This is a genomic window from Amycolatopsis albidoflavus (genome assembly GCF_039525725.1).
Taxonomy (GTDB): domain Bacteria; phylum Actinomycetota; class Actinomycetes; order Mycobacteriales; family Pseudonocardiaceae; genus Amycolatopsis; species Amycolatopsis albidoflava.
Genome location: NZ_BAAAHV010000031.1, coordinates 130,122 through 153,404 on the forward strand (window position 1 = coordinate 130,122; position 23,283 = coordinate 153,404).

21 protein-coding genes are annotated in these 23,283 nt (G+C 69.8%); 17 read left to right on the forward strand and 4 right to left on the reverse strand.

Annotation, left to right across the window (positions count from 1 at the left end):
• Positions 1 to 102: 102 nt before the first annotated feature.
• The 6 genes from ABD156_RS45080 to ABD156_RS45105 all read left to right on the forward strand — a co-directional run bounded on the left by ABD156_RS45080 (position 103) and on the right by ABD156_RS45105 (position 7,111).
• Positions 103 to 1,419, forward strand: a complete 1,317-nt coding sequence (locus ABD156_RS45080) for an NsdA family TPR-like regulatory protein (protein ID WP_344287893.1) — start codon at positions 103 to 105, stop codon at positions 1,417 to 1,419.
• A gap of 321 nt (positions 1,420 to 1,740) precedes the next feature.
• On the forward strand, positions 1,741 to 3,342 hold the full coding sequence (locus ABD156_RS45085; protein ID WP_344287895.1) for a carboxylesterase/lipase family protein: 1,602 nt from the start codon (positions 1,741 to 1,743) through the stop codon (positions 3,340 to 3,342).
• 109 nt (positions 3,343 to 3,451) lie between these two features.
• Positions 3,452 to 3,775, forward strand: coding sequence for a hypothetical protein (locus tag ABD156_RS45090; protein ID WP_344287897.1), 324 nt, complete (start codon positions 3,452 to 3,454; stop codon positions 3,773 to 3,775).
• A gap of 192 nt (positions 3,776 to 3,967) precedes the next feature.
• Complete coding sequence (locus ABD156_RS45095; protein WP_344287899.1) at positions 3,968 to 5,272, forward strand: GGDEF domain-containing protein; 1,305 nt, start codon at positions 3,968 to 3,970, stop codon at positions 5,270 to 5,272.
• 70 nt (positions 5,273 to 5,342) lie between these two features.
• On the forward strand, positions 5,343 to 6,275 hold the full coding sequence (locus ABD156_RS45100) for a patatin-like phospholipase family protein (RefSeq protein ID WP_344287901.1): 933 nt from the start codon (positions 5,343 to 5,345) through the stop codon (positions 6,273 to 6,275).
• Positions 6,272 to 7,111, forward strand: coding sequence for an SDR family oxidoreductase (locus ABD156_RS45105; protein ID WP_344287903.1), 840 nt, complete (start codon positions 6,272 to 6,274; stop codon positions 7,109 to 7,111). The genes ABD156_RS45100 and ABD156_RS45105 overlap by 4 nt, the downstream gene beginning before the upstream one ends.
• Here the strand turns inward: ABD156_RS45105 and ABD156_RS45110 are convergent, their stop codons facing one another.
• The gene (locus ABD156_RS45110; protein WP_344287905.1) at positions 7,112 to 7,774 is read right to left on the reverse strand and encodes a GDSL-type esterase/lipase family protein; all 663 of its coding nucleotides are present in this window, start codon (positions 7,772 to 7,774) and stop codon (positions 7,112 to 7,114) included.
• Positions 7,771 to 9,264: an FAD-dependent monooxygenase gene (locus ABD156_RS45115; RefSeq protein ID WP_344287907.1), complete on the reverse strand. Its 1,494-nt coding sequence runs from the start codon at positions 9,262 to 9,264 to the stop codon at positions 7,771 to 7,773. The genes ABD156_RS45110 and ABD156_RS45115 overlap by 4 nt, the downstream gene beginning before the upstream one ends.
• Positions 9,265 to 9,387: 123 nt before the next feature.
• Here ABD156_RS45115 and ABD156_RS45120 point away from each other — a divergent pair, with 123 nt between their 5' ends.
• The 3 genes from ABD156_RS45120 to ABD156_RS45130 all read left to right on the forward strand — a co-directional run bounded on the left by ABD156_RS45120 (position 9,388) and on the right by ABD156_RS45130 (position 14,023).
• Positions 9,388 to 12,504 (forward strand): AfsR/SARP family transcriptional regulator, encoded by a 3,117-nt coding sequence (locus ABD156_RS45120; protein WP_344287909.1) that lies wholly within the window; start codon positions 9,388 to 9,390, stop codon positions 12,502 to 12,504.
• Between the two features lie 138 nt (positions 12,505 to 12,642).
• Positions 12,643 to 13,041, forward strand: coding sequence for an STAS domain-containing protein (locus ABD156_RS45125; protein WP_344287911.1), 399 nt, complete (start codon positions 12,643 to 12,645; stop codon positions 13,039 to 13,041).
• 10 nt (positions 13,042 to 13,051) lie between these two features.
• Positions 13,052 to 14,023 (forward strand): helix-turn-helix transcriptional regulator, encoded by a 972-nt coding sequence (locus ABD156_RS45130; protein WP_344287913.1) that lies wholly within the window; start codon positions 13,052 to 13,054, stop codon positions 14,021 to 14,023.
• A 63-nt stretch (positions 14,024 to 14,086) separates the two neighbouring features.
• On the opposite strand, the gene ABD156_RS45135 is transcribed toward ABD156_RS45130, so the two are convergent.
• A complete protein-coding gene (locus tag ABD156_RS45135) occupies positions 14,087 to 14,980 on the reverse strand; it encodes a hypothetical protein (protein WP_344287915.1) in 894 nt (297 codons plus the stop codon).
• A 271-nt stretch (positions 14,981 to 15,251) separates the two neighbouring features.
• Positions 15,252 to 15,722: an iron chaperone gene (locus tag ABD156_RS45140; RefSeq protein ID WP_344287917.1), complete on the reverse strand. Its 471-nt coding sequence runs from the start codon at positions 15,720 to 15,722 to the stop codon at positions 15,252 to 15,254.
• A gap of 113 nt (positions 15,723 to 15,835) precedes the next feature.
• Between ABD156_RS45140 and ABD156_RS45145 the strand changes: the two genes are divergently transcribed.
• The 8 genes from ABD156_RS45145 (at position 15,836) to ABD156_RS45180 (ending at position 23,281) form a co-directional block, all read left to right on the forward strand.
• Positions 15,836 to 16,450 (forward strand): TetR/AcrR family transcriptional regulator, encoded by a 615-nt coding sequence (locus ABD156_RS45145; RefSeq protein ID WP_344287920.1) that lies wholly within the window; start codon positions 15,836 to 15,838, stop codon positions 16,448 to 16,450.
• Positions 16,451 to 16,688: 238 nt separating this feature from the next.
• Complete coding sequence (locus ABD156_RS45150; RefSeq protein WP_344287922.1) at positions 16,689 to 17,915, forward strand: cytochrome P450; 1,227 nt, start codon at positions 16,689 to 16,691, stop codon at positions 17,913 to 17,915.
• The gene (locus ABD156_RS45155; RefSeq protein ID WP_344287924.1) at positions 17,915 to 18,766 is read left to right on the forward strand and encodes a polysaccharide deacetylase family protein; all 852 of its coding nucleotides are present in this window, start codon (positions 17,915 to 17,917) and stop codon (positions 18,764 to 18,766) included. The genes ABD156_RS45150 and ABD156_RS45155 overlap by 1 nt, the downstream gene beginning before the upstream one ends.
• Positions 18,763 to 19,938 carry a PucR family transcriptional regulator gene (locus ABD156_RS45160; RefSeq protein ID WP_344287926.1) on the forward strand — a complete coding sequence of 392 codons (1,176 nt, stop codon included), beginning with the start codon at positions 18,763 to 18,765 and terminating at the stop codon, positions 19,936 to 19,938. Before ABD156_RS45155 ends, ABD156_RS45160 begins: the two co-directional genes overlap by 4 nt.
• A complete protein-coding gene (locus tag ABD156_RS45165) occupies positions 19,935 to 20,858 on the forward strand; it encodes a fumarylacetoacetate hydrolase family protein (RefSeq protein ID WP_344287928.1) in 924 nt (307 codons plus the stop codon). The genes ABD156_RS45160 and ABD156_RS45165 overlap by 4 nt, the downstream gene beginning before the upstream one ends.
• Position 20,859: 1 nt before the next feature.
• The gene (locus tag ABD156_RS45170; RefSeq protein ID WP_344287930.1) at positions 20,860 to 21,171 is read left to right on the forward strand and encodes a 2Fe-2S iron-sulfur cluster-binding protein; all 312 of its coding nucleotides are present in this window, start codon (positions 20,860 to 20,862) and stop codon (positions 21,169 to 21,171) included.
• Positions 21,168 to 22,397 carry an NAD(P)/FAD-dependent oxidoreductase gene (locus ABD156_RS45175; protein ID WP_344287932.1) on the forward strand — a complete coding sequence of 410 codons (1,230 nt, stop codon included), beginning with the start codon at positions 21,168 to 21,170 and terminating at the stop codon, positions 22,395 to 22,397. Before ABD156_RS45170 ends, ABD156_RS45175 begins: the two co-directional genes overlap by 4 nt.
• Before the next feature lie 266 nt (positions 22,398 to 22,663).
• The gene (locus tag ABD156_RS45180; RefSeq protein ID WP_344287934.1) at positions 22,664 to 23,281 is read left to right on the forward strand and encodes a MarR family winged helix-turn-helix transcriptional regulator; all 618 of its coding nucleotides are present in this window, start codon (positions 22,664 to 22,666) and stop codon (positions 23,279 to 23,281) included.
• Positions 23,282 to 23,283: the final 2 nt, after the last annotated feature.

The window sequence follows — 23,283 nt, forward strand, 5'->3', positions numbered from 1 at the left end:
ATTTGTTCGGTAGAAATCGCACTACACTGAGCGTCCGTTTCCTGTTTCCAGCTGTTGTCTGGAACGTCCACCCTGCTGGGTGAAGACTGCCGGTCGGGCAAGATGGGAAATCGACGAAGGGCGGTGCGCCAGGTGTCTTCCGTTCCGGAGACGTTCGGGTCGAGAGTGCGAGCGATGCGGGTCGCCGAAGGGCTTTCGCTGAGCGAGTTCGCCCGGCGGCTCTACTACAGCAAGGGCCACGTCAGCCGGGTCGAGACCGGCGCGCAGGCTCCGTCGCCGGAGTTCGTGCGGAAGTGCGACGCCTTGCTGGGTGCGGCCGGAGAGCTGATCGAACTCGCCGGCGAAGCCGAGCGGGCTTCCCGGCCGATCGCGGCCGGGGCAACCGAGGAAGAAGTGTGGGTAATGACGATGATGCCCGATGGCGGAGGCGCGTTCAATCCGGTCGCGCGACGGGACGTGCTGCTCGGCGGGATGGCGGTGATCGCGGGGCTCAAGGTGTCCGGCACCGGGGTCGTGGCCGTGGACGCGGAGGCACAGTTGATTCAGCATCGGCGGTTGTTCGACGCCGCGCGGGACTTGGGCCAGGCCTCCTCTCCGGACGTCGTGCTGCCGATGGTGGTGGGACAGGCCCAGGCGCTGCGGACACTCGCCGCGCAGGTGGGCGGCCGGGCCTTGGCGAAGGTGGCCTCGCTGGCGGCACGGACGGCGGAGTACGCGGGCTGGATGGCCCAGGAATCCGGCGACGACGAGGCCGCCGCCTGGTGGACCGCGCGGGCAGTGCGCGTTTCCGGTGTCGCCGGCGACGACTTCCTGTCGAGTTACGCGTTGGTCCGGCAAGCGCTGATCGCCATGTACCAGGGTGACGGGGCGGAGACTGTCGCATTGGCGAGGCAGGCGCAAGAGCGCAAGACCGTGCCGGCCCGGGTGCTCGGGCTCGCGGCGCAGCGGGAGGCGCAAGGCCATGCCCTCGCCGGAGATCCGGACGGCTGCATGCGCGCGCTGGACAGAGCGCGGGCCTGGCTGCAAGACCCCGCGGGCATGCCGGCCGGTCCCGTTATCGGCACCTCGCAGGTCGCCGATCCGGTAGGCGTCGCGACCGGCTGGTGCCTTTACGACCTGGGCCGCCCGGCGGAGGCGGCGAGCGTTCTCGACCGGGAAATCGCGCGGATCCCGCACGGCGCGGTTCGCGCTCGTACCCGGTTCGGCCTCCGGTTGTGCCTGGCGTACGCGGCTTCCGGCGAACTGGAGCAGGCGTGCCGGCTCGCGCAGCCGTTGCTGGCGCAGATCGTCCAGCTCGGATCCGCGACGATCCGGACCGATCTGCGGAAGCTGGCGGTGGTGTTGCGCCGCTGGCACGCGCATCCGGCAGTTCGCGTCGTGAGCCCGGAGCTGACCGCGGTCTTGAGCGCGGCGAGATAGCCGTTCCGGCCGAACGTGCTGCTCCGAAGAATCCGCTTGGCCCCAAGGGTGTTCGCTCGTGCGCCCGTCTCCTCCCGCCGGTCGCCTTGATCCCTGACAAAGACCATCGTGCCCGGGAATTTGACAGTTCCCGCGCGCCCGAACGGAGGTTGTGCCGCCTCGTGCGGCGGTCAGACTGGAGGCGCGCGGGACTCGTGCCCGCGGCAATGACCCGGAGTTGGTCATTGGTCGAGCCCATACCGGTAAACCGCCTGTTCGGTGCGTGGTTGCTGCTCGTCGTTCGTTCGGCCTCCCCGGCCAGGCGGGAGCGAAGGAGGACGGATGAGATTCGAGGGAAAGGCATCCGCTGCGGTATTGGCGGCCGTCGTGGGGGTGGTGATGTCGCTGGCCGGGTCGGCGGCGCTGGCCACCAAGGTGGGCGCGCCGGCGTGTTCGCCCGGCACCACGGTGACTACCGACGACGGACCGGTGTGCGGGGTCGCGAACGCGGAGATCAAGTCGTGGCAAGGGATTCGCTACGGCGCGCCACCAGTCGGCGAGCGGCGTTGGGCCGCGCCGCAGCGGCCTGCGCACTGGACGGAGCCGTTCGCCGCGACCGCGGAGGGCAATGAGTGTCCGCAGCCGCCGGGAACCGGTCCCGGGTCGGCTAACGAGGATTGCCTCAACTTGACCGTGCGCGTGCCGGCGAATGCGGGTCCTGGTCCGTTTCCGGTAATGGTGCAGATCCACGGCGGCGGATTCCTCTTGTGGAAGCCGACGGACGCGAGCCGTCTCGTGACGGCCGGGCACGTCATCAGCGTGGAGTTCAATTACCGGCTCGGGATTTTCGGTTTCCTGGCGCATGAATCGTTCGGCGCGCACGCGGGCAACTACGGTCTCCAGGACCAGCAAGCCGCGCTCCGGTGGGTGCAACGCAACATCGCGAAGTTCGGCGGAGACCCGCACAACGTCACGATCTACGGCGATTCCGCGGGCGGTTCGAGCGTCTGCGCCCACACCGCTTCGCCTGCCTCGGCCGGGCTGTTCAAGCGCGGGATCAGCCAAAGCGGCGAGTACAACTCGCTGCTCGGCGCAGACATCATCTGGCAAACGCAGGACTGTAAAGCACAGTTGCCCACCGAGAAACAAGCGCAGCAAAAGGGGGCGCGATTCGCCATAGCGCTGGGTTGTTCCACCGCCGCCTGCCTGCGCGCGCTGCCCGCGGAGAAGGTGCTCAAACAGGCAGGGCAGGGGAGAAATCCGGACAACGGCACAGTCGCGCCGATCGTCGACGGCAAGACGCTGCCGATGTCGCCGGCCGAGGCTTTCGCTACCGGGCACGTCAACCACATAACGCTGATGCACGGCGTCGACCGCGACGAAACTCAACTGCCGTTCGCTGAGACCGCGGCCGATTACGACAAATTCATGAAGCAACAGTACGGAAAGCACGCCGACGAGGTCCGCAAGACCTATCCGCTGAAGCGCTACCCGGCGCCGGCCCCGTTCCTCGCCTACCGGACCGCCGTCGCCGACTCCAACTCGGTCTGCCCCGCATTGATCAACGACGAGCGGCTGTCGCGGCACATCCCGGTCTTCGCCTACCAGGTCGACGACACCGATATCCCGCCGCAATTCTTCGTCGATCCGGCCAAACCGAACGGCGCCTATCACGTCGCCGAATGGCTGCTGATGTTTCCGAACGGCGTTCAGCTCACGGCCAATCAGCAGGCACTTGCCGATCAGCTGCTGACGCAGTGGTCCGGGTTCGCGCGCACCGGAAACCCCACTGTGGACGGCGCTCCGCAGTGGGATCCGTACACAAAGGACAATCCTGTCGTGCTGGCGCTCAACGCCGCCGGGGACAGCCAGCTCACCACGGAAATCCCGCGCCAGCACCACTGCGCGGAACTCTGGGATCCGCTGACTCCCTTCCAGCACTGACAATCCTTGCCCGATCGGGCGCTTTACCCGGTCTCCAGTGGCAGCGCCAGCCGTCGCGGACGACCCTGAGTCGCGTTACCGGACGACACTTCGAAAAAGGAGCAGTTTCGTGAAGCGTGCACTCGGGGGCCTCGGGCTGGGGCTGGCATTGATCTTCCTGTCCACCGCGACGGCCCAAGCCGCACCGGCGGACAGTCCGGGATCGAGCCCGAGCGCCAACAGCGGCCTCGGCGGTGTCGGAGACCTGGTGGGCGGCTTGGCCGGTGGCGCGGGCACGCTCGGCTTCCTGCTGCCCTCGCCGAACGGTTCCGGCGCCAATTTCGTCACCGGCCTGATGAACAACCCGGCGGGTGCGATCACCGGAACCCCGGACAGCATCCTGCCGTACGGCCTCCTCGACGGCGGCAAGCCGCAGCCGCTGCCCTCCAAGTGACCGCCCCGGGTGCGCCGATCGGATCGGCGCACCCGGCTTCCTTGAATTCAGCAGTCAGGACAAGGAAAACCTGGCCGGATATCCGCGTTATCGGCTCGCCGCAACGTTTTCCGAACTCTGCTGACAGTGCGAATGCCGCCGACTACTGTTGATGGTCCGTCGGGGGGACGCGCTGGTCAAGCAGGGGGCGACGTGGGTACGGCTGACACCGATCTCGCGGACAGACCGGCGCGTTCCTTCCGCGCCGCGGTATCGCCGTCGCAGTGGAAACTGTGGAACCAGCGGCCCGGTCTGATCGCCTACTGCCTTCTGATCGAGACCGCCGCGGCGGGCGCGACCGCGAACGCTGTCTGTACCGAACACTTCTCCGGCCGGGATCTCCTCGTCTTCGGCCTGCTGACCGGCTGCGGCCTGCTGCAGGCCGAACTGGGCCGCGAGGTCGAACGGCTCCGGCTCATCTCCGGCACTCCGCACATCAACCTGACTTCGGTGTGGAGCTTCGCCGGGGTGCTCGTGCTGCCCTCGGCTCTCGTCACGGGACTTGTCGCAGTCCTCTACGCCTATCTGGCCGTCCGAAGCCCTTATCGCGCCCGCCGTATCTCGGCTTTCCGCGTGGTGTTCAACGCCGCCCTGGTCATCGTCACCTGCCAAGCCGCCGCGGCCGTCCTCTCCCGGACCGTCACCCCCAACCTCGACGACGCCCTGCGCGCCGGATGGACCGGTTTCGGCAGCCTCGCCCTCGCCACCGCCGCGTACTTCGTCATCGCCGCCCTCATCACCGTCCCTGGACTCAACGCACCGGACCGCTCGCTGCGCACCCTTTTCGGCAGTTGGGGCGACAACCTGCTCGAAGCCGCGACCCTCTGCCTCGGCCTCATGACCGCGCTCGCCGTGACGACCATGGCCGAACTGGCGCTCTGCGTTCTGCCGCCGCTGCTGGTCATCCACCGGGCGGTTCTCGTGAAGCAGCTGGAAATCGCCGCGACCACCGACGAGAAGACCGGTCTCTTCAACACCACCGGCTGGCACACCCTCGCCGGCCGCGAACTCGACCGTGCGCAGCGTGCCGCCTCCAGCTTCGGCGTGCTGATGGTGGATCTCGACCGCTTCAAGCGGATCAACGACGAGCACGGGCACCTCAGCGGTGACGCCGTCTTGCGCGCCGTCGCCGCCGCGATCTCCGGCGCGGTCCGCGATTACGACAGCGTCGGCCGGTTCGGCGGCGAGGAATTCGTGGTTCTGCTGCCCGACATCCACCGAACCGACGTCCGCGTCGTCGCCGAACGCGTCCGCCAGGCCGTCGAGCGGCTCGCCGTGGAGGTGCCTGCCCTGAACGGCAGGAGGACGATCGACGGGCTCTCCGCCTCGATCGGCATCGCGACGTATCCCGAGTCGGGATCCGCCATCGATCGCCTGGTCCACGCGGCCGACCAAGCGCTCTACACCGCGAAGAACACCGGCCGCAACAAGGTCGTCAGCAGCGCCGACCTCGGCTGACCCGTGTTGCCCTCACCGCGAAAATGACATACGGTTCCGCCACTGACACGTGATTCCGCAGAGGTGGCCGATGACCAAACGCGCACTGGTGCTCGGGTGTGGCGGCACGCTCGGCTTCGCCTGGACCGCTGCCGCCCTCGCCGCGGTCGAGGACCGGCTGGGATGGGACGCGCGCGACACCGAAGTCCTGGTCGGGACGTCCGCGGGCGCGGAGATGGCGGCGCTTCTCGGCTCGGGAATCGGGGCTGGCGAAATCCTGGCCGCGCTGCGTGGGGAGCCCGCCGACGAGCGCGTTGTGCACCACCTCGCCCAGCATCCGGGCCTGCTGCCGCCGTTGCCGACGCCTGTTTGGCCTGGTCTCGGCCTCACCGCGGCGGCGTTGCGCGGCCGGGTCGATCTGCTGGCGGGCCTCGCGGGAGTGCTGCCCAAAGGGCGTGGCGACGCCGGGTGGCTGCGCGATTTCGGCACCGGGCTGGCCAACGCCGAGGGCTGGGTCGATCACCCGAAGACCTGGCTCGTCGGGGCCGACGTCCGCACGGGGGAGCGGGTCGCGTTCGGGAATTCGCACCGGACGGACCTCGGCACCGCCATCGCCGCGTCCTGGGCCATTCCGGGATGGTTTCCGCCGGTCGCTGTCAACGGCCGCACGTACGTGGATGGCGGCACCGTCTCGCCAACGTCCGCCGATCTCGTCCTCCCGACCGGCGTCGAGGAGGTCGTGCTCATTCCGCCGATGTCCACCTCCGGCGGCGCACGCGGGCGTGGCTTCGCTCGCGTCGAACGGCTTGCCCGGCGCGCGATGACCCGGCGCGTCGACGCCGAGGTCAAGCAGCTCCGCGCCGCCGGCATCCGGGTGCTCCGGATCGAACCCGGCCAGGCCGAACTGGACGTCATGGGTCCCAACTTCATGGACCTGCGCCGCCGCGCCGACGTGCTCCGCGCCGGCCGCACCCTGACCCCAGCGCGCGTGCGCGCCGCCATCGAGCAAGGAGCGACCCGATGACCTATCCCAAGATCACCCTCGACGGCGCGTCCGTCGCGATCACCGGCGGCGGTGCCGGGATCGGCCGTGCCGTGGCGAAGTTGTTCGCCAGCAAGGGAGCGCGCGTCGCGATCGGCGACCTCAACAAGGCGGCCGCGGAGGAGACCGCCGAGATGATCGGCGGCACCGCCCACCACCTCGACGTCGCCGACCGCGACTCGTTCGCGTCCTTCATCGCCGCGGCCGAGAAGGCCCACGGACCGCTGCACGTGCTGGTCAACAACGCCGGCCTGATGCCGAACGGCGGGTTCCTCGAACTCTCCGACGCCACCGACCGGCTGCAGATCGACGTCAACCTCGGCGGCGTCCTCAACGGCCTGAAACTGGCGCTGCCCGGCATGGCCGAACGCGGTTTCGGCCACGTCGTCAACGTCGCCTCGCTGGCGGGCAAGTTCCCGGTCAAGGGGCTGGCCGTCTACAACGCCACCAAGTTCGCCGTGGTGGGGCTGACGGCCGCGACCCGCCTCGAGTTCGCGGACGCGGGCGTCAGCCTCACCGCCGTGCTGCCGTCGGCGGTCGACACCGCGCTCGCCTCGGGCCTGGACATGCGGCCGATCCCGAAGGTGCAGCCGGAAGACGTCGCCAGGGCGGTCGTCGATTCGGTGCGCAACCGCCGGGCCGAAATCGCCGTCCCCGGTTACGTCGGCGCGCTCGCCGCGGCCGCGGGAATCACCCCGGAGCCGGTCCTTAACCGCATCCGGCGGCTGGTCCGCGACGACCGGGCGCTGCACTCGGACCGCCCGGAGCGGACGGCGTACCGGGCGAATCTCGAGGCACAGCAAGGATCCCGGCGATAGTCAGGCGACCAGGCGCAGCCAAGCCGCGGCGAGTGCCGCGTGCCCGGCCGGCGTCGGATGGACGCCGTCCGCGGCCCAGTACTCCGGCCCGGTCGTCGCGGAGAGTTCGGCGAACATGCCGTCGGCGGCGAGCAGATGTGCGCCGTATTCGCGGGCGAGCTCGCGCACCACCTGGATTTTCGGGTCCAGGTCGACGCGCCACTTCTTCCGTTCCGCGACGCCGAGGCGCATATCTCCCACCTCGATGTCGCCGCTGATCGGCAGCAGGAACGGTTCGATGAGGATCAACTCGGCTCCGGATTCGGCCAGCGGCGCGAGCAGCCGGTCGTAGCCGGCCGCGTAATCCTCGGCGGGAATCACCCGGCCGTCCGGATCGTACGAATGCCAGCCGACGTCGTTGATGCCGACGAGGATCGACACCACGTCCGGCCGCGCGTCGAGAACGTCGGTCCGCCAACGGGATCCGAGGTCCATGACCTTGTTGTCCGCGACCGCGGAGTTCAGCCAGGTCACCGGGCGCTCGGGATGGCGGAGCCCCCATTCGCCCGCGATCCGCAGCGGGTAACCGAATCCGAGACCGTCTTCGCTCTCGTTTCGCTGGGAGTCGGTGATCGAATCGCCGGTGAACAGCACGGTGCTTCCCGGGCGGAGAGTGATGGTCATGGCTGCTCCTGGTTTTCGCCGAACCACTGAGTTTTGGCTTGGGCGAACGATTCCGCGGAAAAGTCGTGGTCGCCTGCCCAGGCGACGATGCCGTCCGGCCGGACCAGCACCGCACCCAATCCGAGGTCGTCCTTCGCCACACCGGCCGCGTAACGCAACTGGCCCGCTGCCTCGCGCAGACGCTGATCGGGACTGAAATCGAGCACGACGCCGCGACCGTCCCGCATCAGCTCGCCGAGGCGAATGCCGTCTGTCAGCTGGAAATCCGGGGCGTAGCGGCCGATCAGCGGATGCTCGTCCCCGAGGTCGTAGCGAAGCGACGAGCCGGACATCTTCCCGTACACATACGTTGTGCCGTCGCGGGTTTCGAGCAAATCGCGGAGGACGCCCTGCACTGCTTGGCCATGCGCGTCCGGCCGCATCGCCGCGGCCTGAGCACGAGTCCAGTCGAGCACCCAGGCGCCGATCGGATGGCGTTCGCGGGTGTAGGTGTCGAGCAGTGCTTCCGGTGCCTGCCCGCGGATCACCGCCGCGAGTTTCCAGCCCAGGTTCAAGGCGTCGCTGATTCCGGTGTTGAGTCCTTGTCCGCCCAGCGGGGAGTGGATGTGCGCGGCGTCGCCGGCGAGCAGGACCCGGCCGCGCCGGTACGTCGTGGTCTGCATCGCCCGGTCGGTGAAGGTCGAGACGAGGCGGACGCCGGTCAGCGTGACGTCGGTGCCGGACACCCGACGCAGCACCGTCTGGAGGTGCTCCAGGCTTGGCTGCTGCGTGCGGTCGAACGCGCCGTGGTCGAAGTCCAGCACGCCGAGGTGTCCCGGCGTGGGCATCTGGACGTACATCCCGGTCGGCGTCAGGTTGAATCCCGGGCTGAGCTTCTCCGGGTCGGCGAGGTCGACGAGCATCGTGTAGCCGGTGAACTGCGGTTCGGTGCCGACGAACTCGAAACCCGCCAGCCCGCGCACGACACTGCGCCCGCCGTCGCAGCCGATCGCCCAGCGCGCCGCGAACTCCTGCTCGCCAGCCCGCACGACCACGCCGTCCTCGGCCTGCTCGACAGCGGAAACCTCGACCCCGCGCCGGATCTCGACCCCTAGCTTGGCCGCCTGCTCGGACAGCACCGCCTCGATCGCGTCGAGGTTGGTCATCATGCCCCCGGGCAGCGAACTGGGCAGCCGGTAGGGAAACGCGTCGACCTCGACCTTGGCCGGGTCGAGCACCATGCCCGCGAAATGGCCTACCGACCGCGGCCGATCCTCGCCGGGAGCGTCGTGGACGTCCGACGCCGCCAGCAACGGCGGCAGCATCCCGCGGCGATGGAATGCCTCGATCGAGGTGGCCGACAGACCCCGCATCCCGAGCGGAGCCGTCCGCCACTGGGAACCGGGCTCCGGCTCGCGTTCGAGCACGAGGACCGAACTGCCCGCGAGGCCGAGCTCGCAAGCCAGGAACAGGCCGACCGGCCCGGCTCCCACTATTACTGCGTCATGCATGGCAAACCCCCTGTGTTCGCGTTCGATACGGCCACCCTGCCGACGGCCGCTCACACGGCCCGCACACGGCGCTCACCCGGGGGTACATGGCGCTGACCCGGGTGTTCGCGCGAAGATCGTCGAATGGACGGGAGCGCGCGGCTTCGGGTCACGCTGCTCGGGGCGTTTCAGGCGGCGCGAGGTGCCGAGGTACTGGAGGTGCCCGGTGCCCGGTTACGGGGGCTGGTCGCGCGGCTGGCGCTGGCCGGCGGACGTCCGGTCGAGCAGAGCGTTTTGGTCGACGCGATCTGGGGCTCCGACCTGCCCGCCGACCCCGCGCACGCCCTGCAGGCGCTGGTCTCCCGGTTGCGCCGCGCCCTCGGTTCGCCCAGCGAGGTCACGCAGGTCGGAGGCGGTTACCGGCTGACCGTCGAGGCCGCTGACGTGGACGCGCTGCGATTCGAGCAACTCGCCACCGCGGGTCGCCTCCGCGCCCCGGCTTTGCTGGAGGCGGTGACGTTGTGGGGAGACCGCCCCGGCGTCGAGCCTCCAGCGGTCGCCGTGGTCGATCCCGCCGCCGCGGCCCGGCTGGCCCGCCTGTCGATCGAAGCCGTCACCGACCTCGCCGAAGCTGAGCTTTCCCAAGGCCATCCCGACGCCGCCACCGCTCGCCTGACCGCCCTGCTGGCCGACCATCCCGTCCACGAACGCGCCGCCGCGGTGCTCATGGACGCTCTCGCCGCGCAGGGCCGCCAGGCGGAAGCCTTGGCCCAGTACGAACAAATCCGCGAGAACCTGGCGGATGTTTTGGGCGCTGATCCCGGGACTGCGCTTCGCGAACGCCACCTGAACCTGTTGCGCGCCGAACCCGTCAAGGCGGTCAAGCCGGCCACCTTGCCCGCGCCGCTGACCAGTTTCGTCGGCCGCACCGATGATCTGGCCCGGATCGACACGCTGCTCGCCGCGGGCCGGTTGGTCACCGTGCTCGGCCCCGGCGGCGCCGGAAAGACCCGGCTCGCCTTGGAAGCCGCCCGCCGCCACCAATACCGCGACGGCAGCTGGCTGATCGACCTCTCGTCGGTCACCGAACCGACCAAGGTCGCCGCCGCGATGCTGGCGGCGATCGGCCTCCGTGGCACCGCGCTGTTCGAGCCCTCGGCCAAACCGGTCAGCGACCTGGAGGTACTGGCGGATCAGCTGGGCGGCAAGGAAAGCCTGCTGGTGGTGGACAACTGCGAGCATCTGATCGACGCCGTGGCCCACCTCCTTTCCGCGCTGCTTCCTCGCTGTGCCGGACTGCGAGTGCTGGCCACCAGCCGCGAACCACTGGCGATCGACGGCGAGGCGCTGGTCCCGCTAGGCCCGCTTCCGTTGCCAGAGCTGGACTCTGACGTCGAGCAGGCCCGCGACACCGCGTCAGTACGGCTGTTCACCGAGCGAGCATCCGCCGTGCGTCCTGATTTCGCCGTCGATGAGCGCAACCTCGACGACGTCCGGCGCATCGTCCGCGGTCTCGACGGCATGCCGCTCGCCCTGGAGCTGGCCGCCGCCCGGCTGCGGACGCTTTCCTTGGCAGACCTGGCTTCCGGCCTGTCCGACCGATTCCGGCTGCTCACCACCGGCAGCCGAACCGCCTTCCCCCGGCACCGCACGCTGCGCGCCGTGATCGCCTGGAGCTGGGATCTGCTCAGCGAAGAAGCGCGGTCGGTCGCGGAACGAATCTCGATCCTGCCCGGCGGAGTCACGCCCGCCTCGGCCGCCGCGGTCTGCGCCCTCCCGGTCGAACAAGCCCAGGACCTGCTCGCCGACCTCGTCGACCGCTCGCTGCTCCAACTCGTCCCCGGCCGGTACCGGATGCTGGAGACCATCCGCGAGTACGGCCTGGAACGCCTTGCCGAGCAAGGGATCCTGGCTGCCGTACGGGACCTGAGCGCCCAGCACTTCGCCGAACTGACCGCCGTCAACGACCCGCTTCTGCGCGGTCCCCGGCAACTCGACGCACTCCACCTGCTGACCGCCGAATACGACAACATCCTGGCCGCCCTGCGCCACCTCTGCGACACTTCCGGCGCGGCGCTTGCCCTCGCGCTCGACCTGACTTGGTACTGGCACATGCTGGGCCGACACGCCGAAGCGTCGTACTGGCTCAGCGAAGCCGCCGTGTCCGCTGATCCGGGCGTGCACCACGACATCGCCGCCGGAGCTCTCCTGCTAGACGCCGGCGCACCAGCCGACGAGGTAGCCACGCGCCTGCTGAACTACCCAGACCTGTCAGCCTTCGGCGTACTGACCGCCGCCGAACTGGCCGCCCGCGCCGGACTCGACGCGTCGCCACTCATCCAGCGGCTAGCCGAAGGCCCGGACCGATGGCTAGCCGGACTTGCCCGGATCACCCGCGCCGAACTGGCCGAAAACGACGGCCGCCTCGACCAGGTCGGCCCGGACGTCGCCGCCGCGCTGGACTGCTTCACCGACACGGGAGACAGCTGGGGCCTTGCCATGGCCCTGCCGATGCGCGCCCTGCTGCGGCAATACGACGGCGATCTGGACGGTGCGCTGGCCGACCTGACCGAGGCCAAGCGGCTGGCCCAGGAGTTCGGTTCGCTCAGCCACAACGACGAGACCTTCATCGACCTGCGCCTGATCGACCTGCACGTCCGGCTTGGCGAGACCGGCCAAGCCGCAACGATGATCGCCGCCACCCGCGAACGCACGCTGCGCTCGACCGTGCCCGAGACCGTCGTTCTGCTCGACGCCCGAGAGGCCAGCTTCCGCCTGCGAACCGGCGACCTGACCCGAGCGCGCGAGCTGATCGAGGCCGCCGAGGCCGGGCTGTCCAGCCGACTCCCGTTCGGCGGCGACCACGGACAGGCGTTGGTGAGCGCCGTTCGAGCCGAACTCTGCCTGGCGCACGGCGACGGCTCCGGTGCCGAGACCGCGCTGGCCAGGGCATACGCGGCCGCGGTCAGCAGCAAGGACCTGCCGATCGTGGCCACCGTCGCGGTGACCGTGGCTGGCCTGGCCGAACTGTACGGCCGCTTCCTGGACGGTGCCGTCATCCTCGGCGCGGCGGCCCGGTTGCGCGGTGCGCACGACCGGACTGACCTGCAAGTACGCACCCTGAGCAGCCGCGGCCGACTTTCCCTCGGCGAGGAACGCTTCACGACGGCGTACGAGAGCGGCTGGCACCTGCCCGCTCCGGCGGCGGTAACCCGGACCGATCCCGCACGGCTGCGCCGGAACGGTTCGTTTTCCGGATAGCCGGTGTTCGGTTATGCCGCTAGACCGTTCCAGCCGAGCCCTGCACGGTGGAGACGACAGCTTGAAATTCAGCGGTGCTGTCGGGGAACGGTTCCCCCTCGCGGCGTTGGCCACACAGACGACAGGGAGTACCCGCTGATGTCCGAAACAACCGACCGGTCGCTGCGCCCCGGCGACCTGCAAATCCGGAGCGGGGCCGTCGGCTCCCTCGTACTGATACGGGTGAGCGGTGCCCTGGACCTGGCTACCGCCGACGACCTCATCGAAGAACTCGACAGACAGCTCCGGACCGGACGCGACATCGTCCTCGACTGTGCCGGCCTGGACTTCATGGCCGTCGTCGGGATGTCGCTGATGATCGAGACCCACCGCACCGCGCTCGCCCGGCAACGAAAGCTGATCGTCGTGACCGGCGGCAACCGTGCGGTACTGCGCCCGCTGCGCCTCACCCGGGTCGACGTGCGGCTCGCCCTCGTCGCCACCATCGACGACGCCTGCGCCCAGCTGGGCGGTTTGATCCCCGACCCGCGCGGGTAACCGGGAGTTCATGTCGATTTCCGGGCAGGTGGTGTTCGAGAGCGAGGACCTGGACCGCACCGAAGAATTTCTCTGCAGTTCCTACGCCCCGATGCGCATCGGCAGCGGCAGCCAGGACGCTGGCGCCCACATCACGCGCGTCGCGTCCGAGAGCGTCAGCGCCGACAAGCTGGACCTGCACTTCGACATGAGCTACGACGTCGAGCCGCTGGGCCGGATCTGCCTCTGCGACATCGAAGCCGGAACCATCGAAGACCACCAGGTCGCCGGATGGGCCGAACCCGCCGCCTTCGCCCCCGGCGACCTCTTCTCCTTCTCCCCGCCCGACCGCCCGTACTCCGGCCGGATCTGCCGGGCGCGATACAGCATCACGATGCTCGATCCCGCGGTCCTGACGCGTGTCGCCGGTGCCGAAAAGCCCGTAGAGCTGCTCGACCACAATCCGGTGTCCGAGGCCGGTGCCCGCCACCTGCGCGCGGCTATCACTTACGTGCGCGACCAGGTCCTCTCCGCTCCGGACGTCGCTGAGCAGCCGTTGCTGCTCAGTACCGCGACCCAGCACCTTGCCGCCGCGGTACTCGCGGCCTTTCCCACGACGGCGTTGGCGGAGCGGGCCGGCACGGACCTTGACGCTCATCCTCAAGCGTTGCGTCGCGCCGTCGCGTTCATCGAAGCTCATCCGGACCGCGACCTCACGGCGGCTGAGCTTGCCCAGGCTGCCGGTGTCTCGGCGCGGGCTGTGCAGCTGGCGTTTCGGCGGCACCTCGATACAACGCCGATGGCTTATCTGCGGCGAGTTCGCCTCGACCATGCGCGGGCGGAGTTGCGTGCCGCCGCCGCAGGGGAGACGACTGTTACCCAGGTGGCCGCGCGGTGGGGGTATACGCGGCCGAGTGCTTTTACCGCGCACTATCGGGCCGCGTATGACGAGTTGCCCTCACAGACTTTGCACGGTGAGTTTCTCGCCGCAGCGCAGTCCTAGCCCCGGTCGCGACTGTGGGGCGGCCGGAGATTCCCGGTCGCCCCACAGCCGGAAGAAGCTCGGTCAGGGGTGGTAGATCTCCTTGACCTGGGCGATCTGGTCGTCGCCGCTCACCAGGATCTGGGCCAGCGCCGGGGTTCCGCCGGCGAGGGTGCGGCGCAGCTGGTCGGCGTCGCAGCGGAAGGTGCCGAGGCCGTCTTCGCCGACGGTGGCCTGGTTGTCGTTCTGGCACAACGTGGCCGCGCTCCACACGATCGCCCGCTCGGCCAGCGGCAGACGGTAGGTCTTGGTGTCGCCGGCGACCGGCACGTACTCGCCGTGGCCCTGGGGGCGGACGAGCTGGAAGGTGGCCATGTTGACGCTCGCGTCGTAGCCGGTGAACTGCACGGTCTGGGTGGTGTTCGGGAACCGGCGAGGCTGCGGCGCCGTCCCCTTGCCGCCGCTGGAGGGCCGGGTCTCGATCGTGTAGTCGGTGCGGCCGTCCTTGCCGCAGACGCTGCCCTGGGGGTTGGCCTGGTCACCGGATCCGGCGCAGGTCCAGTGGCCGAAGATGTCGAGCACGCGGTGACCGGGGCCTTCGCCCTTCGTCGGGATCTCCTGGTAGTACTCGGTGATCACCTTGAAGGCGTCGTTGCAGCCCGGGTTGGTGCCGCTGGTCGCGGACACGGCGATCACGTCCATCTGCGGACCGCCGGGCGGGGTGACCCGCTTGCCGTCCAGCTTGCTGCAGTTGACGTCGCCGTTCTCTTCGCTGACGTTGCCGCCTTTGCCGGTCGCCTTGCTGGAGCCCCCGGACCCGCCGGTGGCCGCACCCGGCGCGGACTGCTGGACGGCGGCGTTGTTCACCGGCGACCCGTTCCCGGCGGTGTTCCCGCCGCAAGCGGAAAGAAGCGCGGTGGCGGCGATCGCCCCGCCGATCATCGCCATCTTGACCGTCTTCTTCGCGGTGAATCCCATCTCCGGCGTCCCCTCTAGCGGCAATTGGTGAAGCTTTGCCCGAGAAGACGCCAGGCGGTCATGGAGGTTGTGCCAGCCGGCCGCCACCGCGCAACGCTGCCCGAACGGACGGCCGCGCACGACCGGGAAGGCACGGCTCCGGTCGGTCAAGCAACCGCGCAGCCCGCGCACCTTGTTCCGGCAGCGCTCTCGCCTGCTGCCGGAACTAGGTGGAAGGTATTGCCACACAAGGGTTTTCAGGCTGCCGCCCGCGACAGCGCCGCCATGGCAGTTACGCAGATGCCGCTAGCTCTTTCCGGACCGGACTCACTGCCTGCTTCACCAGCGCGCTGATCCGCGCCTCCGCTTCTGCCGTCACGTCGGCCAAGGCGAAGCCCGCCGCCCACATCGGACCGTCGTCCAGTGCGGCGAGGTCGCTGAACCCGAGCGTCGCGTAGCGCGCCTTGAACTTCTCCGCGCTCTGGAAGAAGCAGACCACCTTGCCGTCCAGCGCGTAGGCGGGCATCCCGTACCAGAGCTTCGGCTCCAGGACCGGCGCGCTCACCTTGACGACGGCATGAACCCGCTCAGCCATCACCCGATCCGACGGCTGCATCTCGGCGATCTTCGCGACCACGTCCCGCTCCGCCTGCGCCGCCTTGTCCGCCCGCGACCCGGCGCGTCTCGCGTCCCGCAGTTCCTTGGCGTGGTCCTTCATCGCCGCGCGCTCTTCGGCGGAGAAGCCCTCGTGCGTTCTGCCCATAGCGGTGTCCCTTCGAGATTCTCATCATCGGCACGCACCGTGCCGATACTTCGATGATGTACTCGGCCCCTACGGATTGTCAACGGCACGGCGAGTGCCGATAAGATGCCGATATGGCCGACCAGTCCGCCGCACCGCGACGCAGAGGCGCCGCACGCACCGACGAACTCCTGCAAGCGACCCTCGACCTGGCCGCGGAAGTCGGGTACGCGGGCCTGAACATCGAAGCGGTAGCCCGCCGGGCCGGAGTCGGCAAACACACGATCTACCGCCGCTGGCCCTCCATGGCGGCGCTGCTGCTGGACGCGCTCAGCCGCGTCTGGACCACGGATCTGGACTACCGCGACACCGGCGACGTCCGAGCAGACCTGCGCGAGCAATTCCTGCGCTCGGGCCCCGCACTCTCCGGCCCCCCGGTCGGCCCGGTCTACCGCGGGTTGATCGCGGAGGCGCAAGCGGATCCCGCCCTGCGCGCGACCCTGCACGAACGATTCCTGCTCACCGTGGAAACCCGCACCCTCGAACGGATCACCCGCGCGCAGCACACCGGAGAACTGGTGAAGGACGCGAACCTGGAGTTCGCGGCCGAGGTGCTGTGCGGCACGTTGTATTACCGCCATCTGCTGTCGACCCGGGTGGTCGACGAAGAGACGGTCGACCAACTGCTGGACATGTTCATGGCTGCGTATGGAACTGCCGGGCGAGCGGGCCCAACTGGGGCAGGGTGATCTCGAGCCGGGTCTGTGAAGCAGAACATCCCCGCTGCCGGAGGCGTTCTGAGGTGCCGCCCCGAACACTCGCATCAGGTCGGCGGGCAGCGTCGCGGATGATGCTGCCAGCTTCGGGATAAACCACAACTCAAGGTGTTGATTTTCTCGTTTTCGCCCATGACGTGCGGGTGGCCGCTGCTTAGCCTGACTGGGGTAGGCACTCGGGTGCCTGAGCGAGATCGAAGGGGATTTCGAGATGACCAACGCCGCGGATGTCGTTCGTCTGGACCCGTCGGACCCGGCTTTCAGCGCCGATCGCCACGCCGCCTACCGCCGCCTGCGGGAGACGGCACCGGTGGCCCGGACCGTGGTCAACGGGCAGGATTCGTGGCTGCTCACGGGCTACGCCGAGGTCGAGAAGGCCCTCAAGTCCGCGAAGAATGCGGTGCAGCCGCGCCCCGGTGAGTTTCCCGCGCACATCGGTGCCGGTCCGGCGGCGGAGTTCTACCGGTTCTCCCTCCCGAACGTGGACGCGCCCGCGCACACCCGGCTGCGGAAGCTCGCGGCACCGGCGTTCCAGCCGCGGTCGGTCAAGCGGATGCGCGCGTGGGTGGAGGAGATCATCCTCGGCGGGCTGGACGAACTGGCCGAGCGCGACGACGTGGTCGACTTCGTGCGGGAGTACGCGATGAAGATCCCGGCGCTGATCGCGTGCCGCCTGTTGCACGCGCCGCCGCAGGACGCGACGACGGTCCTGGAGCGGATGCCGGGTCTCAACGCCGTCCTCAGCCAGGGGGACATCACGCCGGAGCAGCTCGCGGAAGCCGACGCGACGGCACAATTCTATTTCGACTACATCGGCGACATCGTCGACACGATGCGCGGGAAGCTCGGCGACGACGATCCGGTCGGGGCGCTCCTGCTCGCGGAGGCGGACGGCGAGCGCCTGTCGAGGACGGAGCTTGTGGTCACTCTGGTCGGCTTTTTCGTGGCCAGCTACCACACGACGATGGTCGCGATGACGAACGCGGTCTACGCACTGGCCCGGCACCAGGATCAGTACCGCCGGCTGGCCGAAGACCCGTCGCTGGCGGGGGCGGCGTGGGAGGAGAACCTGCGTTTCGAGGCTCCGGTGCACTTCGTGTGGCGCTACGCGGGCGCTGGCACGGAGCTCTCCGGCACGCCGATCCGCGAGGGCGAGCACCTCCTGCTCGGACTGGCCGCGGCGAATCGGGACCCGGCCCGGTTCGCCCGGCCCGACACGTTCGACATGGGGCGCGCCGACAACCGGCATCTCGCCTTCACCGCCGGCGGGCATTTCTGCCTCGGTGCGCCGCTGTCCCGGTTGGAGGGGGAGATTCTGCTGCGCGAGCTGCCGCGGCGGCTGCCCTCGCTGGAGCTGTATGCCGACGAGCCGCCGCGCACGACCGACCTGACCTTCGCCATGATCTCCCGGCTCGACATCGCGCCCCGGGGCCGGTGATGGCCGGCGAGTGGGGCCCCGACGGGGCGGACTGCGCGGTCGCGGTCACCTTCGACCATCTCGGTGAGGCCGCTGAGATCCAGCTCGGCTCGATCGCGCCGGACGCGCCGGTGGGCCACCACCACAGCGTGACGCGGGAACTTCCGGCCCTGCTGGCGATGCTGGACGAACACTCGTACTCCGCGACTTTTTTCGTGGAGGCGTGGAACTTCCGGAACTATCCCGACGCGGTGCGCGCGATCGCCGAGGCGGGGCACGAGGTCGGCTGGCACGGCTGGCTGCACGAGCCGTGGCACCGATCGTCGGCGGCGGAGATCGCCGAGTCCCTCCGGCTGAGCCTGGACGTATTCGGCGAACTGGGCGTCCGGCCGCGTGGGGCGAGGCCACCGGCGGGGCTCCTCGGGCCGCACTCGGTCGATGTCCTGGCCGAGCACGGTTTCGACTACGTCTCGATCGCCGGAACGGCCTTCGGGACCACGCTCGGCAGCGCCGCGAGACTCCCGCTGCTGCCGTATCCCTGGCACGCGGTCGACGGCGCCTACTACGTGCCCGGCTTCACCCGGCTTCGACAGCCACCCGGCGAGGAGCCGGTCGGGCCGGCCGGGCTGCTCGAGGGCTACGCGGCGATCGTGGACGACACGGCGGCCGCCGGTGGCTGTGTGGGGCTGATCTTCCACGTGCCGTGGCAGGACAGCCCCGACCGGGTCGCGGCGATCGGGACCCTGGTGGACCGGCTGGCCGCGGACGAGCGAGTGTGGCTCGCCAGGGCGGACGAGATCGCCGACTGGGTCCGGGACCATCCCGCGGACTTCCCCGAAACCGCCCACACCGACCGGGCTCCGGCGTGGTGAGCGAGGCCGGCCGCCCGCGGCTGTCGGCGGTGCCCGGACCCGCGGACCGAGACCGGTTCTGGGCCGCGATCGAGGACGGGCTGGACGAGCTGGCGCGAGGGCTGGTCGCCCGCATTCGCGCCGAGCTGCCCTCCTACGCGCTGCTCCCGGAGAGCGAACACTTCAGGAACGTCCGGTCGCTCTACGAGACGATGACCCGCAGCCTTGCCGAAGGAGCGCCGCCGAATCCTGAAGTGCTGCAATCGATCCGCGCGTCGGCGCGGCGTCGCGCCTACTACGACATGCCCGTGTACGACGTTCTGGCGGCGTTCCACCACGCTCACCAGGAGCTATGGGAGGCACTGCGCCGTTCGGACCTCGCCACGGAGTCGTTGCTGGTCGAACTCGTCGGGCCGATGGCGCACTGGTCGCAGGCGATGAGCCAGGCGGTCGTGGACGCCTACGTAGCCCAGCAGGGCGGCCGCGAGCAGCACGAACGGGAGACGAGGGCCCGCTTCTTCGACGTTCTGCACGCGGACGGACCGGGTCAGGACGCCACCGATCTGATGCGCGAACTCGCACTGGATCCGGACGGGGAGTTCACCGTGCTCGTCGCCCGGAATCGCTGGTGGCCGCGCGAGTCGGTCGACGCGCTGCAACGCGCGGGACGGCGAATCACCGGAGTCGTGCACGCCGACGCCCGTGCGGGGCTGCTGACGATCGTGTCCCAAGGCGCCGTGCTCGACGACGTCGTTGCTCTCGCCGCCGAAGTGGGCGGCGAGAGCCGACCTCTCGGCATCGGGCTGACCAGGCCGGGGCTGGCCGGGATCCGGCTCGGCCTCGGCGACGCCACCCGCGCTTTGCGGCTGGCCGAGGCCGACGGCCGCGCGGCGGTTCGGTTCGAGACCGACTGGTTCGCGGCCGTCATCCCCGACCTCGCGCCGCTGCTCGGCCCGCTCCTCGAGCCGATCCGCCGGGTCGCGGGCGAACAGCCGGACCTCGCCGACGCCGTCGTCGCCTACGCCGAGTCCGGGTTCACCCTCCGCGGGACCGGAGCCGCACTCGCCCTGCACCCGAACTCCGTCTCATACCGCCTCACGCGATGGCACCAGCTCACCGGCCTGGACGTGCGTTCCTTCGCCGAACTGGCGCTCTCGCTCGTGGCCATCACCGAAGCCAGGAGAAACACGTGAAGCTCGTCAGTTTCGGGCCGCCCGGCGCCGAGGAGCCAGGAGTACTGGTCCGGCCGGACGCGATCCTTCCGCTGCGCCACAGCCACGGCCTGCCCTCCGGAGGGCGGGGCGAGATCCTGTCGCGCTGGCCGTCGGCCGAGCCGCTGCTGCGCTCCGCCGTCGACCGCTACGCCGACGACGATCTGGTGCCGCTGGCCGATACGAGACTCGGACCGCCGGTGCCCCGCCCGGGCACAGTCATCGCGATCGGCTTCAACTACGCCGCCCACGGCGACGAGGTGCTCGGCGCGGCCAGGCCGAAGGGAGAGCCGATCGTCTTCCTCAAGCCCGCCAGCAGCGTATGCGGTCCTGGTGACGCCATCGTCTGCCCGCCCGAAACGCGCCAGCTCGACTACGAGGTCGAGCTGGCCGTGGTCATCGGCCGTGGTGGGCAACGGATTCCGCGCGCCGAGGCGCTGGAGTACGTCGCCGGATACATGATCGCCAACGACGTCACGGCCCGGGACATCGCCTTCGGCGCGGGAGCGGAACATCCGCTGCTGTTCCAGATCGCGCGCGCGAAGGGATCTCCGTCGTTTTGCCCGACCGGGCCGTGGCTCGTGACCCCGGACGAGTTCGACCCGGCCGACGCCGGGCTGCGGCTGTGGGTCAACGGCGAACTGCGCCAGCACGGCTCCACCGCGGGCATGGCGGTCGGGGTCGCCGAGCTGATCGCCTCAGTCAGCAGGTCTATGGCGTTGCGCCCGGGCGACCTCCTGCTGACCGGCACCCCGCCGGGCTGCGGATTTCAGCTGGACCCGCCCCGGTTCCTGGCCGACGGCGACGTGGTCGAGGCCGAGATCGACGGACTCGGCCGCATGCGCTCGCCCGTGATCAGCGAGCCGGTCGCCGTCGCGCACCCGCCGCTGGAGAGGATCTGACATGCCGAAGGTGACCTTCCGGGCGCCGGACGGCGACCGCACCCTCGACGTGCCGCCGGGCACGCCGCTGATGCAGGCCGCCGTCGACGACGCCATCGACGGGATCGTCGGCGAGTGCGGCGGCAACGCCATGTGCGCGACCTGCCACGTCTACGTCCCCGCCGACGCCGCGGACGACTTCCCGCCGATGAGCGAGGCGGAGGACGAGATGCTCAACTGCACCGCGTCCGAGCGCCGCCCGACCAGCAGGCTCAGTTGTCAGCTGCCCGCTCCCGTCCACGACCTGCTCGTCGAACTGCCGGACGAGCAATGACCGGCGTTCCGATCGTCGTCGTGGGGGCCGGGCACGCCGGTTTCCATACGGCACTGTTCCTCCGCGACGAAGGCGTCGAGGCCCCGATCGTTCTCGTCGACGGGCTGGACGGCCCGCCCGTGCAGCGACCGCCCTTGTCGAAGTCGATGCTGCTGGGCGAGGCCGAACCGCGACTGGAGTTCCGCAAACCGGAGTTCTACGCGGCACGGGACATCACCCTGCTGCACGACACCGTCGCGCGGATAGACCGGGAGCGGCACCTCGTGCGGCTCGGCTCGGGCAGGGCTCTCGGCTACCGCGATCTCGTGCTCGCCACCGGTTGCCGGGCACGCCACCTGACCGTGCCGGGATCCGGCCGCGCCGGCATCTGCGTGCTGCGCACCCCGCACGACGCCCGCGCGATCCGAGACGCACTGGGCCGGGCCGACGACGTCGTCGTGGTCGGCGGCGGGTTCATCGGCCTCGAAGCGGCCGCCGCGGCACGCAAGCGCGGCTGCACTGTGACAGTTGTGGAAAGCCTGCCCCGGCTCATGCGGCGGGTCGTGTCGGCCGACATCTCCGACCATTTCCGCGCACTGCACGAAGCAGAGGGAGTACGCGTCCTCACCGACACGACGGTGCACGCGTTCGACGGCGACACCCGAGTTCGCCAAGTGGTGCTCGCGGACGGCACCCGCCTGCGGGCCGACCTCGTGGTGCTCGGGATCGGGGTGGATCCCGAAGTCGAACTCGCGCGCGACTCCGGCCTCGCGGTCGGCGACGGAATCGAAGTCGACACCGCACTGCGCACCTCTGACCCCTCGATCTCCGCAGTCGGCGACTGCTCCTCCTTCCCAACCCGGGACGGAACCCGCAGGCGATTCGAATCGGTGCAGAACGCCACCGACCAAGCCCGCGTGGCTGCGGCCCGCCTCGCCGGCCGGACAGTGGAGTTCGACGCGGTGCCGTGGTTCTGGACAGACCAGTTCGCGGCCAAGCTGCAGATCGCCGGACTGGTACCGGACCCGGAAGCCGAGACCGAGACAGCACGCATCGGCGACGCCGCGGACGCGTTCTCCGTCCTGCACTTCCACAATGGACGGCTCACCGCGGTCGAATCCGTCAACCGGCCGAGCGACCACGCCGCCGCACGTCGCCTCCTCGCCCAGGACACGTCCCTCCGTCCGGACGACGCACGTATCCCGAGGTTCCGCCTGCCCGGCACAGCCGCCCTGCGAACCGGATAACCGGCGGCCACGGCATCCGTCAAAAGCGTTGCCGGACTTGCGGATGCCTTCACCGCGACCGTTCCATGCTCGAGGACAACATCTACTACTCGATCGCGTGCAACAGCCGCGGACCGGCCCAGGCACCGTACGTCGGGTCGCTCATCAGCGACAGCCTCTCCTCGAACCGAGCGTGCCTCGCGTACCCGTTCCGTCATCGGCCGAGGTCTGCCGCGTCCGTGGTCTACCATGAAACGGTAAGGAGTCCTAACTTCAAGGCGGAGCGCATGACCGGATCGCACGGCGAGGCTGACCTGGATCGGAGGCTGGCCGACGCCATCGAACGGCTCGGAAACGGTCTGCGGTCGCTCTCGCAGCGCAGCGCCCGTGGCCACGGCCTGTCGCCGTTGCAGCAGCAGGCTGTGCTGGCGTTGTCCCGGCAGCCCGAGGCCCGGCGCGAGGTGAACGCGCTCGCCGCGGAGTTCGACGTCACCACGCCGACGATGTCCGACGCGGTCGGCGCGCTGGAGCGCAAGGAACTGCTCACGCGGTCCCCGATCCCGGACGGCCGCCGTCGGCGGCTCATCTTGACCGAACGAGGCGAGGCGGTCGCCCGTGAACTGGCGGCGTGGGACGAGCAGGTGGTGACCTCGCTGGGAAAGCTGCCCACGAGCGACCGGGCGACGACCCTGCACACCCTCCTCCAGGTCATCGCGGACCTGCAACGCCAGGGGGTGGTGAGTGTCGCGCGGATGTGCACCACCTGCCGCTTCTTCAGCCCCGACAAGCACGCTGACCCCAAGCACGCTGACCCGTCGGCGCCGCATCATTGCGAGCTGCTGCGGACACCGTTGCCGTTGACGGATTTGCGCACCGACTGCCCGGAGCATCAGCCGGCGGCGTAGCA